At 56.8% G+C, this 13914-nt stretch carries 13 protein-coding genes; 10 read left to right on the plus strand and 3 right to left on the minus strand.

The window, feature by feature from the left end:
- Positions 1-130: 130 nt before the first annotated feature.
- From G6L28_RS16990 to G6L28_RS17000, 3 genes are read right to left on the minus strand one after another with little or no spacing between them, the layout of a single operon-like run.
- A complete protein-coding gene (locus tag G6L28_RS16990; RefSeq protein WP_174065003.1) occupies positions 131-1318 on the minus strand; it encodes an acetyl-CoA C-acyltransferase in 1188 nt (395 codons plus the stop codon).
- The gene (locus G6L28_RS16995) at positions 1315-1980 is read right to left on the minus strand and encodes a 3-oxoacid CoA-transferase subunit B (RefSeq protein WP_174065004.1); all 666 of its coding nucleotides are present in this window, start codon (positions 1978-1980) and stop codon (positions 1315-1317) included. The genes G6L28_RS16990 and G6L28_RS16995 overlap by 4 nt, the downstream gene beginning before the upstream one ends.
- On the minus strand, positions 1980-2687 hold the full coding sequence (locus tag G6L28_RS17000) for a CoA transferase subunit A (RefSeq protein WP_174065005.1): 708 nt from the start codon (positions 2685-2687) through the stop codon (positions 1980-1982). Before G6L28_RS17000 ends, G6L28_RS16995 begins: the two co-directional genes overlap by 1 nt.
- A 107-nt stretch (positions 2688-2794) precedes the next feature.
- Here G6L28_RS17000 and G6L28_RS17005 point away from each other — a divergent pair, with 107 nt between their 5' ends.
- The 10 genes from G6L28_RS17005 to G6L28_RS17050 all read left to right on the plus strand — a co-directional run bounded on the left by G6L28_RS17005 (position 2795) and on the right by G6L28_RS17050 (position 13891).
- Positions 2795-3349, plus strand: a complete 555-nt coding sequence (locus G6L28_RS17005; protein ID WP_174065006.1) for a LuxR C-terminal-related transcriptional regulator — start codon at positions 2795-2797, stop codon at positions 3347-3349.
- A 110-nt stretch (positions 3350-3459) separates the two neighbouring features.
- On the plus strand, positions 3460-4626 hold the full coding sequence (locus G6L28_RS17010; RefSeq protein WP_174065007.1) for an isovaleryl-CoA dehydrogenase: 1167 nt from the start codon (positions 3460-3462) through the stop codon (positions 4624-4626).
- A complete protein-coding gene (locus tag G6L28_RS17015; RefSeq protein ID WP_174065008.1) occupies positions 4623-6218 on the plus strand; it encodes a carboxyl transferase domain-containing protein in 1596 nt (531 codons plus the stop codon). Before G6L28_RS17010 ends, G6L28_RS17015 begins: the two co-directional genes overlap by 4 nt.
- Positions 6219-6237: 19 nt before the next feature.
- On the plus strand, positions 6238-8094 hold the full coding sequence (locus G6L28_RS17020) for a biotin carboxylase N-terminal domain-containing protein (RefSeq protein ID WP_174065009.1): 1857 nt from the start codon (positions 6238-6240) through the stop codon (positions 8092-8094).
- Positions 8094-8546 carry a MaoC family dehydratase gene (locus tag G6L28_RS17025; RefSeq protein WP_174065010.1) on the plus strand — a complete coding sequence of 151 codons (453 nt, stop codon included), beginning with the start codon at positions 8094-8096 and terminating at the stop codon, positions 8544-8546. Before G6L28_RS17020 ends, G6L28_RS17025 begins: the two co-directional genes overlap by 1 nt.
- Complete coding sequence (locus G6L28_RS17030; protein ID WP_174065011.1) at positions 8543-9403, plus strand: HpcH/HpaI aldolase/citrate lyase family protein; 861 nt, start codon at positions 8543-8545, stop codon at positions 9401-9403. Before G6L28_RS17025 ends, G6L28_RS17030 begins: the two co-directional genes overlap by 4 nt.
- Positions 9404-9556: 153 nt before the next feature.
- A complete protein-coding gene (locus G6L28_RS17035; RefSeq protein WP_174065012.1) occupies positions 9557-9991 on the plus strand; it encodes a lipocalin-like domain-containing protein in 435 nt (144 codons plus the stop codon).
- Positions 9992-10224: 233 nt separating this feature from the next.
- Positions 10225-11646: a glycoside hydrolase family 15 protein gene (locus tag G6L28_RS17040; RefSeq protein ID WP_174065013.1), complete on the plus strand. Its 1422-nt coding sequence runs from the start codon at positions 10225-10227 to the stop codon at positions 11644-11646.
- Positions 11643-12098, plus strand: coding sequence for a hypothetical protein (locus G6L28_RS17045; protein WP_174065014.1), 456 nt, complete (start codon positions 11643-11645; stop codon positions 12096-12098). Before G6L28_RS17040 ends, G6L28_RS17045 begins: the two co-directional genes overlap by 4 nt.
- A complete protein-coding gene (locus G6L28_RS17050; protein ID WP_174065015.1) occupies positions 12095-13891 on the plus strand; it encodes a GMC family oxidoreductase in 1797 nt (598 codons plus the stop codon). Before G6L28_RS17045 ends, G6L28_RS17050 begins: the two co-directional genes overlap by 4 nt.
- The last annotated feature ends 23 nt before the right edge of the window (positions 13892-13914 follow it).

Here is a 13914-nt window from a genome sequence, read left to right on the forward strand (position 1 = left end):
AATCGAAATCGATTTTGTAGAGCGAGACATGAAATCGGAAAGCCGGGACCGCACCTGCGGGGCGATCCCGATTATTAAGACAAGGCGGGATCGGAGACGTCAGGCTCACCTCCCCAATCCGGCTCCTAGCTTAAGAAAACGCTTCCACGCACATGGCGACACCCATGCCGCCACCTATGCAGAGTGTGGCCAGACCCTTGCTCGCGTTGCGGCGCTTGAGCTCGAACAAAAGCGTGTTGAGAATGCGCGCGCCCGATGCGCCGATGGGATGGCCGATCGCAATCGCGCCGCCGTTGACGTTGACGATCTCGGGATCGAGCCCCAGATCTCGGACGACAGCGCAGGATTGGGCTGCAAACGCTTCGTTGGCTTCCACCAGATCGAGTTCGTTGATAGACCAGCCCGCCTTGGTAAGCGCTCTACGTGATGCGGGGATGGGGCCTGTGCCCATGATTTGCGGATCGACGCCAGCCGTTGCCCAAGAGGCAATCCGTGCCAGCGGCTCGATACCGCGTCTTGCCGCTTCCTCTTCGGTCATCAAAAGCACGGCTGCGGCACCATCGTTAAGACCAGAGGCGTTGCCGGCCGTCACGCTGCCCTCCTTGTCGAAGGCAGGCCGCAGTCTGGACATGCTTTCGAGGGTGGCACCAGTGCGAATATATTCATCCATATCCACCGTGAGGTCACCCTTGCGACCATTGATGACAAAGGGGACGATCTCATCCCGGAAGCGCCCCTCGACTTGTGCGGCTTCGGCGCGGTTTTGCGAGCGCACGGCATATTGATCCTGCTCTTCGCGTGTCAAATGCCATTGCCGGACGATGTTTTCCGCAGTGATGCCCATGGGGTAGCCATAAAAGGCATCGGTCAGGCCATCCGTTACCATGGTGTCGACCATTTTCAAGTCGCCCATTTTCACACCCCCGCGAAGATGAGCGCAGTGCGGTGCCATGGACATGGATTCCTGCCCACCCGCAACCACGATCTCTGCGTCACCTGTTGCGATCTGCTGCATGCCCAGCGCCACTGCTCGAAGCCCCGAACCGCAAAGCTGGTTGATGCCGAAGGCGGTAGCTTCCTGAGGGATGCCGGCTTTCATCGCTGCTTGCCGCGCCGGGTTCTGCCCCTGCCCAGCAGTCAGTACCTGTCCGAGAATGACTTCATCTACTTCCGATGCACCGATACCGGCCCGCTCTAGAACAGACTTGATAACGGTTGCTCCAAGCTCATGGGCAGGCGTATTGGCAAAACTGCCGTTGAACGAGCCGACAGCAGTACGCGCGGCGGATGCAATGACGATCGATGGTCGTTTTGTCACGATAGTTTTCCTCCGGTGCCGGAAATCCGCACCTCGTATTGCGCCGCGGTTTTGGCGGCGACTTCGTCTAAAGAAACCTTGTCGGCAAGCTCAATCAGGGTCATCTTCGCCGGACCTTGGCGCGCAACGTCGAAAACAGCGAGGTCCGTTATTACGAGATCGGCGACCCGTTTACCCGTCAACGGGAGGGTGCACTCGGAAAGAAGTTTCGACTCGCCTTTCGCTTCATGCTCCATCACGACGACGACACGCTTCACACCCACCACGAGATCCATGGCTCCTCCCATGCCCTTGACCATCTTGCCCGGGATCATCCAGTTGGCCAGATCGCCGCTTTCGGAAACCTGCATAGCACCCAGGATCGACAGATCGATGTGGCCGCCACGGATCATGCCAAAGCTGTCGGCGGAGGAGAAATAGCTCGTTTTTCGCAGTTGAGTGATCGTCTGTTTGCCTGCGTTGATAAGGTCCGCATCCTCTTCGCCTTCGAAAGGGAAGGGGCCCATTCCCAACATTCCATTTTCGCTCTGAAGCGTAACCTCGATACCCTCGGGGATGTAATTTGCGACAAGTGTCGGGATGCCGATTCCGAGGTTAACGTAATAGCCATCTTGCAACTCTCGGGCAGCCCGTGCGGCCATCTGTTCGCGCGTCCAAGCCATCAGGCAACCTCCCGCTTTCTCACCGTGCGCTGCTCGATCCTTTTTTCCGTGTTTGGTACATGTACGATTTTTTGCACGAATATCCCCGGCGTATGGATCGCGTCAGGGTCAATTTCTCCAGCTGGAACAAGGTGTTCAACTTCGGCAACGGTCAGTCTGGCCGCTGTCGCCATCATCGGATTGAAGTTCCGCGCAGTTTTGCGATAGACGAGGTTTCCCTCTGTGTCGCCTTTCCAGGCGTGCACCAGCGAAATGTCGGCTATGAGGGCTGTTTCCATGACATACTCATCGTCACCGAACCGACGGACCTCTTTACCTTCGGCGACCAGGGTGCCGACACCGGTCTTCGTGTAAAATGCCGGTATTCCGGCGCCGCCGGCGCGGATGCGCTCTGCAAGTGTTCCCTGTGGATTGAATTCCAACTCTAGAGCGCCGGAGAGATATTGTTCGGCAAAAAGTTTGTTTTCACCGACATAAGACGAGATCATTTTTTTGATCTGCTTACTTTCAAGCAATATCCCGAGCCCGTAGCCGTCTACGCCAGCATTGTTCGAGATGGCAGTGAGGCCCGTTACCCCGGAAAGACGGATCGCTTCGATCAACGTCATCGGTATCCCGCAAAGTCCGAACCCGCCTGACATGATTGTCATGCCATTGACCAATGCCCCGGACAGGGCCTGTACTGCGTCAGTGCTAACCTTTCGCATGTCTCCTCCTCAACCACTCCGCTTCCCAAATCGAAGTTGCAGATATGGTAACCGTTGCCTGGGCGTTCGGTTAGCAGTATTTATACTGCATAATGTCGGTGAAAATCATGCCCGTCGAGACATCCACGCTTCGTTTTTCCTTGGCTGACCTGCCTGTACCCATGGTCTTTGCGACCCACCGCATCATTCGGGATTGCAATGAAGAGTTCTTGGCTCTGTTCGGGTACGCTCGAGAAGAGTTGGTCAATAAGAGCTTTGCGCGGCTATATCCGAAACACGATGATTTTATTCGAACAGGGCTGATGTGGAGTGCTCACCTGCCAGAAGGACGGGTCTATTATGACGAACGGATCATGACGAATGGGAGCGGTCATTCGTTCTGGTGTCAGGTTCATGGCCGCAGTAGAAACCTGGCCGATCCATTCGCAGAGGCTCTTTACTGCTTTCAGCCCATCGCACGCTCCGTTTCGGGGGAGCGGCTGCAACTCACTGATCGTCAGAGGCAAATCTTGGCACTCGTGGCACAAGGCAAGACAAATGCGGTGATCGCCGAAGAACTGGCGCTGTCCGTCAGAACCGTCGAGAGCCATCGCGCCAGGGTGATGAAGGCGGCTGGTATCAAGAATGCAGCGGAGTTGATCGCTCGGTTCAATAGCCTCTAGCCGAGGCAATGTTAAAAACCAGATCTTCCCTGATTAATGATTTGGTTCTCATGATTTTACATATCGGGATCTCGACTGTAACGTGAAGTCACGGACAGGGAGGAGAACCGATGTCTGGCCTGGATTTCGCTTTGACCGACATGGCGGATCAAATCCGCGAAACGACGTCCCGTTTTGCGCGGGACCGCATTGCGCCAATCGCATCGGAGATAGACGATAAAGATCGGTTCCCGGTTGAGCTATGGCCTGAAATGGGTGCGCTCGGTCTTCATGGCATCACGGCGCAGGAGGAATTTGGTGGGCTTGCCCTCGGCTATCTGGAACATGTGGTCGCCTGCGAGGAAATCAGCCGGGCCTCAGCCTCTGTCGGTTTGTCCTATGGTGCCCATTCCAATCTTTGCGTCAACCAGATCGTGCGGTGGGGGTCTGCCGAACAAAAGCAAAAGTTTCTGCCCGGTCTGATCTCCGGCCGACATGTCGGCAGTCTCGCCATGTCGGAGGCAGGTTCCGGCTCGGATGTCGTGTCGATGAAGCTGCGTGCCGACAAGGTAGAAGGTGGCTATCGCTTGAACGGCACAAAGTTCTGGATCACCAACGCGCCCTATGCGCAGACACTGGTGGTCTATGCCAAGACGGTTCCGGATGGCGGATCGAAGGGTATTACCGCCTTTTTGATCGAAAAGGATTTCGAAGGGTTTTCCATAGGCCAGAAGATCGACAAGGTCGGTATGCGGGGCTCGCCTACTGCCGAACTGGTTTTCAACGATTGCTTCGTGCGTGAGGAAAACGTCATGGGCCCGCTGAATGGCGGGGTGAAGGTTTTGATGTCGGGTCTGGATTACGAGCGCGTCGTACTCTCCGGCATTCAGCTTGGCATCATGCAAGCTTGTCTCGATGTGGTGCTGCCATATGTGCGGGAACGCAAGCAGTTCGGGACGCGTATCGGCAGCTTCCAACTAATCCAGGCGAAGATCGCAGACATGGTGGTCGCGCTGAATTCTGCCCGCTCCTATGTCTATACCGTCGCCAAAGCCTGCGATGCGGGGCGCACCACGCGAGAGGATGCCGCAGGCGCAATTCTGTATGCGTCTGAATCCGCAGTGAAGGTTGCCGAGCAGGCGGTGCAGGCACTTGGCGGTGCAGGTTACACCAAGGACTGGCCGGTGGCGCGTTACTGGCGGGATGCCAAACTTCTAGACATTGGTGCGGGTACCAACGAAGTGCGACGGATTCTGATTGGCCGAGAGGTGATCGGCAATGAAGGGCAAAAAGTATGACCCTGCTGCAAACCATGCTCGATACCGCGTCTGAAAGCTTTGCTGTCAACGCTGCCCATAATCGCGCATTGGCTCAAGAATTGCGCGGCAAGGTGGCTACGGCAGCGCTGGGTGGCCCCGAAAAACACCGTGAGCGTCATGTTTCGCGCGGTAAGCTGTTGCCGCGCGACCGTGTGCAGGGTCTTCTCGATGCTGGCGCGCCGTTTCTGGAAATAGGACAGCTCGCCGCGGGCGGCATGTATGGCGATGAGGCTCCCGGCGCTGGCATGATCGCCGGTATCGGTCGCGTTTCTGGCCGCGAATGCATGATCGTCGCGCATGATCCGACTGTCAAAGGCGGCGCCTATTATCCGATGACGGTGAAGAAGCATTTGCGGGCGCAGGAAATAGCTTTCGAAAACCGGCTACCCTGTATCTACCTCGTTGATTCCGGCGGCGCGAACTTGCCGCATCAGGCTGAAGTATTTCCGGATCGGGATCATTTCGGGCGTATCTTTTATAATCAGGCGCAAATGTCGGCGGCGGGAATTCCGCAAATCGCCTGCGTCATGGGAAGCTGTACTGCGGGCGGGGCCTATGTGCCTGCCATGTCCGATGAAACTGTCATCGTGCGTAATCAGGGCACGATCTTTCTCGCCGGCCCGCCGCTGGTCAAGGCAGCAACGGGGGAGGTGATTTCGGCGGAAGAACTTGGCGGCGCTGAAACGCATGGCCGAAAATCCGGCGTAGTCGATCATGTTGCCGAAAACGACGAGCACGCGCTTTTCATCGTGCGGGACATCGTGGCGACGCTCAATCGTCCAAAACATATCGATATCGAAATCACGGAACCAAAGCCTCCTAAGCTTGATCCAAAAGAACTCTATGGCATCGTGCCGAAGGATGTGCGTACGCCTTATGATGTACGGGAAGTCATCGCCCGTATTGTAGACGGGTCCGAAATGCAGGAGTTCAAGCCGCTCTATGGGTCCAGCCTTGTGTGCGGTTTCGCTCGAATATGGGGGATGCCAGTCGCGATTTTGGCCAATAATGGCGTTCTGTTTTCAGAAAGTGCGCTGAAGGGAGCGCACTTCATCGAACTTGCCTGCCAGCGGCGTATTCCACTGCTTTTCCTGCAAAATATCTCCGGCTTCATGGTCGGCGGAAAATATGAGGCCGAAGGCATTGCAAAGAACGGCGCAAAGCTGGTGACGGCGGTAGCAACCGCCTCGGTCCCGAAAATCACGGTGCTAATAGGCGGCAGTTTCGGGGCGGGAAATTATGGCATGTGCGGGCGGGCTTATCAGCCGCGCTTTCTCTTCACCTGGCCCAATGCGCGCATTTCCGTGATGGGGGGCGAGCAAGCTGCGTCAGTGCTTGCAACCGTCCACCGGGACGCGGAACGTTGGACACCGGATCAGGCAGAGGCGTTCAAGGCACCGGTCCGGCAGAAATATGAGGACGAGGGCAACCCCTATTATGCCACGGCGCGAATGTGGGACGATGGTGTCATCGATCCCATTCAAAGCCGCGACGTGTTGGGCCTCGCGCTTTCGGCGACGTTGAATGCGCCGATACCGGAACGCGCGCAATTCGGCATATTCCGCATGTGATGATCGGGAGGATTAAACGGTGATTGAAAGCCTCTTGATTGCCAATCGTGGCGAAATCGCACGGCGTATCATTAAAACGGCGCGCAGGCTCGGTATCCGCACCATCGCCGTTCATTCCGATGCCGATCGCGACATGCCTTTTGTGCGTGAGGCGGACGAGGCGGTGCTGATAGGCCCTGCTGCCGCGCGCGAAAGCTATCTTCGGCAGGACCGTATCCTGGAGGCGGCTAAATCCACAGGAGCGCAGGCTATTCACCCCGGCTATGGTTTTCTTTCCGAAAATGCCGGGTTTGCTGAGGCTGTTATGAAAGCGGAACTGGTCTGGGTGGGTGCACCACCTGAATCCATTCGCGCCATGGGGCTGAAGGATGCCGCCAAGGAAAGGATGATTGCGGCAGGTGTGCCCGTCACGCCCGGATATCTCGGTGAAGATCAGAATGCGGATCGCCTGCAAAGAGAGGCCGCGGCCATCGGGTATCCGGTGCTGATCAAGGCTGTCGCAGGCGGCGGCGGCAAGGGTATGCGGCGGGTCGATGAGCGGGGGGATTTTCAGTCGGCCCTGGCGAGTTGCAGACGTGAGGCTGCGTCTTCTTTCGGAGATGACCGGGTTCTGATCGAAAAATACATCCTTTCCCCTCGGCACATCGAAGTTCAGGTTTTTGGCGATACATTCGGTAACGTGGTCCACCTGTTCGAGCGCGATTGCTCGCTCCAGCGCCGTCATCAGAAAGTCATCGAGGAGGCACCGGCACCCGGCATGGATACGACGACCCGCGAAGCCGTTTGCCTGTCAGCCGTCACGGCGGCGCGCGCGGTTGACTATGTGGGTGCTGGCACCATCGAATTCATTGCAGATGCATCGGAAGGTCTTCGCGCCGACCGCATCTGGTTCATGGAAATGAACACCCGGCTTCAGGTGGAGCATCCCGTCACCGAAGCGATTACCGGTCAGGATTTGGTCGAGTGGCAGTTGCGGGTTGCATCGGGCGAGCCCTTGCCGCTGCGTCAGGACGAGTTGTTCATTAACGGTTGGGCAATGGAGGCACGGCTTTATGCGGAAAATCCGGCCACCGGTTTCCTGCCGTCCATCGGTCGGCTCGAACATTTTCGTCTGCCGAGTGATCTGCGCGTTGACAGCGGTGTTGAACAGGGCGGCGAAGTCACCTCCTATTACGATCCGATGATTGCCAAGTTGATCAGCCATGCACCGACCCGCCGCGAGGCGGCGCAACGACTGGCAACCGCTGCGGCAAACGTCGAGATATGGCCAGTGAAAACAAATGCCGCATTTCTGGCAAAGACGTTACGACAATCGGACTTCCTGAAAGGCGCAGTGGATACCGGCTTCATAGAGCGCCATTCCGCAGAGCTTGTGCCTGCATCCGAGCCTGATGATCATGTGCTGCAAGCCGCCGCAGCCGCGCTCCTGCCTCGTAACAATCGCGATCCGTGGACCGCTCTTCATGGGTTTCGGATGAATGCCGATGTTTCATCCCGTATCAGCGTTGAAGTCGATGACAGGCCTTATCAGGTCGATTTGCGGGACACCAAAATTGCGGCCCGCACTGAAAATGGCGTTCTGTTCGTGGAGGGAGCGGCCTGGTCCTCTGGGCCTCGGCGGGCAGGCCATGCAAGTAGTGCATCCGGTGCCGCAGATGGCGCGATCATTGCGCCCATGCCAGGCAACGTGATTGCGGTTTCGGTAGAGGAGGGGGCGAGCGTCAAGAAAGGTCAGCCGCTTGTGGTGATAGAAGCCATGAAGATGGAACAAACCTTTAGCGCTCCGTTTGACGGTGTCGTCAGAGACCTCAAGGCAATTATGGGAACCCAGGTTGTTGAAGGCAGTCTTCTGGTTAGCATCGAGGGAGCTACATAATGGCCGGTCGTTACTTTGAAGACTGGAATGAGGGAGACCGGATCGTCCATGACATAAGACGCACAGTAACCGAGACCGATAATCTTCTTTTCTCGACGATGACCCACAATCCGCAGCCGCTTCACATCGATATCGAGGCCGCCAAGGCCAGCGAGTTCGGACAAATCCTTGTCAACGGCACCTTCACCTTTTCGCTCATGGTTGGCCTTTCGGTGGGGGACACGACGCTAGGTACGCTGGTTGCCAATCTTGGATATGACAAACTCGTTATGCCGAAACCCGTTTTCATCGGCGATACGATGCGTGCGGAAACCGAAGTCGCTGAGGTCAGAGAGAGCCGCTCGCGTCCCGCAGCGGGCATCGTAACCTTCCGACATGAGTTGTTGAACCAACGCAACGAGATCGTCTGTCATTGCCTTCGCGCAGCCCTTATCCACCGGAGGCCTCGATGAGATTGCGTTCGCTGCTGTTCGTCCCCGGTGACAGGCCAGACCGAATGGAAAAGGCGCTGGCGAGCGGTGCCGACGCCCTTATTCTCGACCTGGAGGACGCTGTGGCTCCAGAGGCGAAGGCGGCGGCGAGAGTAGCGACGGCGGCGTTTCTTTATTCTGCACCGCGCTCGCCAAAACTGTTCGTTCGCGTCAACCAGCTCGACAGTGGGTTGATCGAGGGCGATCTTTCCGCTGTTCTGGAGGCGCGGCCAGATGCGCTGGTTTTACCCAAGGCGGAGGGCGCGAAGAGCGTCGAAGCGTTGGCCGCCATGGCAAAAGACCTGCCAATTCTGCCAATCGCCACAGAAACGCCAGCAGCGATCTTTGAACTAGGCAGCTACCGAGAGGTAGGAGGGCGTCTGATCGGTCTAACGTGGGGAGCGGAGGATCTACCAGCAGCCATCGGCGCATCGAGTGCACGAGAAGAGGACGGTCGCTACACTCCGCCTTATGAACTGGCACGGTCGCTCACCCTGTTTGGAGCACACGCCGCAGACGTCGTTGCTATCGAAACAGTCTATCCTGCGTTTCGTGATCTGGAGGGTCTGTCGCTATATGCCAGCCGTGCTCGCCGTGATGGCTTTACCGGCATGATGGCAATCCACCCTTCGCAGGTTCCTATCATCAACGAGGCATTCACCCCCAGCGAAGAAGAACTTGCCCATGCTCACGCCATCGTTGCGGCATTCGCCTTAAATCCGGGTCAAGGCGTTTTACAGATCAATGGCCGCATGGTCGATACGCCCCATCTTAAGAAGGCGAAGCGATTGATTGAACAGGCGAACGCCAGCTCCAGCGTTGCCAGTGCGGTGGATTGATGATGACCGTAGTTGCACCGACGCCATCGATATCCGCGAACTTCTATAAGTTGCCTATTATTTATTTTATCTCTTAGGTTGTATTTTGTTGTTGCTACGCTGACCGTTATCGAATAGGTCTATCGGTAGACGCTCATTTACGGCAGGTGCTCGATGAAAAGCATTCAAGGTGAATGGAATTTGGTGGGTTGGGAGCGCAAGACGCCCGGTCAGGATGTTGTTCTTCCCTTCGGAAAAAAGCCCAAGGGGCTTTTGATCTACGCGCCGGACAAGAGCATGGCCGTGCAGATGATTGCAGCGGATCGCGCGCAAATCGGAACTGGAGACCCTCTAGGCGGCACCGATGCACAAAAAGCGGCGGCCTATTCGAGCAATCTTTCCTATTTCGGTCGTTACGAGGTGGAAGGTGATGTTATCGTTCACGCCGTTACCGGAAGTGCCTATCCTGATTGGTCGGGAACGGTTCAAAGGCGTTCCTTCGTTCTCGACGGAGATCGGCTGGTCTTAAAAACAATACCGGCTGCCGACGATGAGACCAGAGTTGTAAATTCTATGTTTTGGGTTCGATCCAGCGCCGAAGCCAGATGACGACCCGCGTTCAAGTGTAATCCTATTGCCGTATCCCTCATCAAGGGGGCGGATTGTTCCATCGTGACCATGATTACGGGCGGTAACGCTTAGAGATACCCGCCGGATACCCGTCCGGCTAGCCAGACATAAAAGAAGACGGGCCTTTTCGGTGTGTAGACCGATATTGGTGGTGCGTTCGCGCCTTGGATATCCGTGCGCAGCTGGGGACGCCATAACTTTCGGAGCCTGCCATGACCCACTCGGATCCGGCCTATCTCGGCCCGGCTCTTGGCGCTGCCGCGCCTGCCAGAACACCAGTATCCGCATTCTCACAAACAGATTTGTCGGTTCTGTCGCAATATTTCTTTTTGCTGATGATGCGTAACGTTACGAGTGCCGGTTTTGTCATCGAACACCCACCGGCATCCGGTAATTTTTCGGCTCCGGGCTGCATCATCGCTGCGCCGTCCTATCCGGCCAACACTCCGGGGGTGGATCAGGACTACATCTTCAACTGGGTGCGCGACGGAGCGATCACTGCGATAGAGATTGCGCTGGCTGAGCTCCCTCCTGCTCCCGGAGGTGGTGTTCCAAGCCTGATCGACTACGTGAATTTTGCGGCACTGTGTCAAACCAATGCGAAGAATTCTTCGTCTGTGACGTTGGGTCACGCCTGCTTCACCGTCAGCGGCGAAGTCCGCCCGTGGTCGGAGCAGAACGACGGCCCCGCCATCCAGTCCCTTGCGATCCTCAATGCCTTCGATCAGCTGGACACTGCGACCCAGGCTCTCGGCAAGCAGATCATAGAAACAAACCTCTCCTATCTCCTGGGTGTCTACAAAGACAAGACCACCAATCTATGGGAGGAGTATGAGGGGTACTCATTTTTCTCGAGAGCGGTACAGCTGCGTTTCTTCCGGGAGATTTCCCAAAACACTATAGGCATTACCGTGCCGACCGGCGTTGCGGAGGCGACGACTTGGCTTGAAGCCCAGCTTGCCACTCACTGGAACGGTCAGCTTTACGTCAGCGTCATGGATGCGCCAACGCAGCCCGGGTACGATGCCAATATCGATATCATCTCCTCGGTCTGTTACGGCGCTATCGATCCGACCGACACAAAGGTCATCGCCACCGCCGCCATCCTGAAACAGCAATGGGCCGATCCATCGGTATCGACCTATTTTCCCGTCAATGGCGCGGATGCACAGCAAGGACTTGGGCCGCTGTTTGGCCGGTATCCGGGCGATCACTATGATGGCGATGTGGCGCATCCCGTTCTCGGCGGACACCCATGGGCCTTGTGTACGGCCAATTTTGCGGAGTTCCAGTATCGCCTCGCCAGTGCAATAGAGGTAGGCGGCAAGGTTCCGCTGGACCAATTCTCAAACGGGTTCTTCGAGGACTTGGGGATTAATTCTACCAGCTCGGCAAGCGATGCGGCCGCCGCACTTCGCAGTTCCTCAGACGCAATGCTGCGGGCCATCGTCTATCACAGCGACCACTACGAATTGAGCGAACAATTCGACGGCACCAGCGGCTATGAAAAGAGCGTCAGGAACCTGACCTGGAGTTATGCATCATTCATGTCTGCGGTCAGACACCGTTCGCTGGGCAGCAATCTTTCACGGCCCCCGGCAACCGCCAAGGCTGCGACCAAAGGTGCCGCATGACCAAATCTCTTCAAGCATTCATCAAAATTTCGTCTGTGCTGACCGGATATTCCGAGCTTCAGCTGGGTGCCGCAGATGTTGCGGTGACCTACCAAAGTCTGTTGGAAAGCCTTCTCCAGGCTAACATCTACGAACGGCTGATGAGCCAGGCAGAAGCGCTGCCCGATGATGATTACGACGCTGAACGGGAGGTTGTTGCTCTCCTGATCGACCCTGTGCTTGGGCCGGTACTGCGGAACATCATTCTGGTCTGGTACACAGGCACCTGGAACACTCTTCCCGATGATTGGCGTCAGACATTTGGAATGTCTGCGCTGGACAGGACGCACGTCGTGTCTTCAAGCGCCTATAAGGGCGGTTTGCAATGGCTGGCCTCAGGCGGGCATGCCTCTGGCGCCAATCATCAAGGCTTTGGCGCATGGTCTTTCGAGCCACGGGAGGCTCGGCTATGAGCGAACATCCAGAGCATGATGTCGTCATCGTTGGCGCGGGCATTGCGGGGGCACTGATAAGCAAGCGCCTGACGAACAAGGGGCTAAGAGTTTTGCTGCTTGAGGCAGGGGAGGGAACGGCACTCGATGCAGCTGGATACCAGCACCACCTCGACACCTTTTATAGAGCCAGCGGTAAAGGCCCGGAATCGCCATGGCCTCCATCGAAGGCCGCTCCGCAGCCGGACACTGCCGACCTGAAGAATAATGATGGCTACTTCGTGCAGCGCGGCCCTCAACTTTATGGCAGCAGTTATACACGGCTGGCAGGCGGTTCGACCCTGCATTTCCTTGGCGTTTCGCTCCGTATGCTGCCGGAAGACTTCAGAATGAGGAGCCTGCATCACGTCGCCCGCGACTGGCCACTCAGCTATGATGATCTGGAGCCGTACTACTCCATGGCGGAGCATGAAATCGGGGTTTCTGCGGATGTGGAGGAGCAAGGCTATCTCGGGATCGGCTTTCGTGAGGGCTATGATTACCCGATGAGGAAGGTGCCGCTGAGCTATTCGGATGAATTTCTGGCAAAATCCGTCAATGGCATGGACGTGAAACTGCAGGGTCAGGACTTCAGGGTCAAAATCAGGAGCTATCCGGCCGCGCGAAACTCCATTCCCCGGGGTGATTACAAGCCGGTTGGAATGACGGCATCTGGTTTTGCCGGAATGGCTGGTGAGAGCTATCTGGGGCAACGCTGCGAGGGCAACACGGCGTGTATTCCGATCTGTCCCGTGCAGGCGAAATATAATGCGGGAAAGACGCTCGCCCAATGTCGCCCGGAAGGTCTGTCGCTGAAACTTCGAAGCGTCGTATCGCGGGTGTTGTTCGATCCTGCTCGCGGGGGCGTTCAAGGTATCGAGTACAAGCATTATGACGGACATATATCGTCCAGTTACACCACCCATGTCGCGCGGGGTCGCTATTATATCCTTGCCGCCCATGCGGTGGAAAATGCGAAGCTGATGCTTGCTTCAGGTATCAACGGACCCGCCGATAGCATGGGACGGACGCTGATGGACCACCCGACGCTCTATGCATGGGGACTGGCACCGAAGGAGATCGGGGCTTATCGTGGCCCGCAATCCACTTCTGGTATCGAGGATTTGCGAGGCGGGCGCTTCCGCTCAAGACATGCCGCATTTCGCTTCGATGTCGGCAATGACGGTTGGCGCGCCGCGACAGGTGCGCCGGATAGCTTGGTCGTTCAGGCGGTGAATGGCGAAAATCGCCATGGGCGTGGCCTGCGCCAGCACTTGGAGGGCTTGCTAAGGCGGCAGTTGCGGTTTTCGATTGCTGTGGAGCAACTTCCCTTGCCGGAAAACCGCGTTAGCATCGATCCCCGCTATCTCGATGCTCTCGGCAATCCACGGCCTGTGATCGACTATCGGATCGATGACTATACGCTGAAGGGCATGGAAGCAGCATCCAAGGTGGCGCAGAAGATATTCCGCAAGGCCGGTGTGGAAGACTGTACCGAAAAGACTGCGAGCAACTGGTTTCCGAGTGTCGTCCATAATGAACGAACCTTTCATTACCACGGAATGGGCCACTTTGCTGGAACGCATGCCATGGGAAGTGATCCTTCAAATTCGATTGTGGATAGGGACCAGCGGTGTTGGGAGCATCCCAACCTTTTCATGCTGGGCTCCGGCAGTTTCCCGACCATGGGCACCTCCAACCCGACACTGACATTGGCGGCACTTGCGCTGAGGACCGCCGATAATTTGCTGCAGGCCTTTCAACAGGCGGCTTGAGCCGGCCAGAAACGCCGATCCAG

The organism is Agrobacterium larrymoorei (assembly GCF_013322225.1).
Lineage (GTDB): Bacteria > Pseudomonadota > Alphaproteobacteria > Rhizobiales > Rhizobiaceae > Agrobacterium > Agrobacterium larrymoorei_A.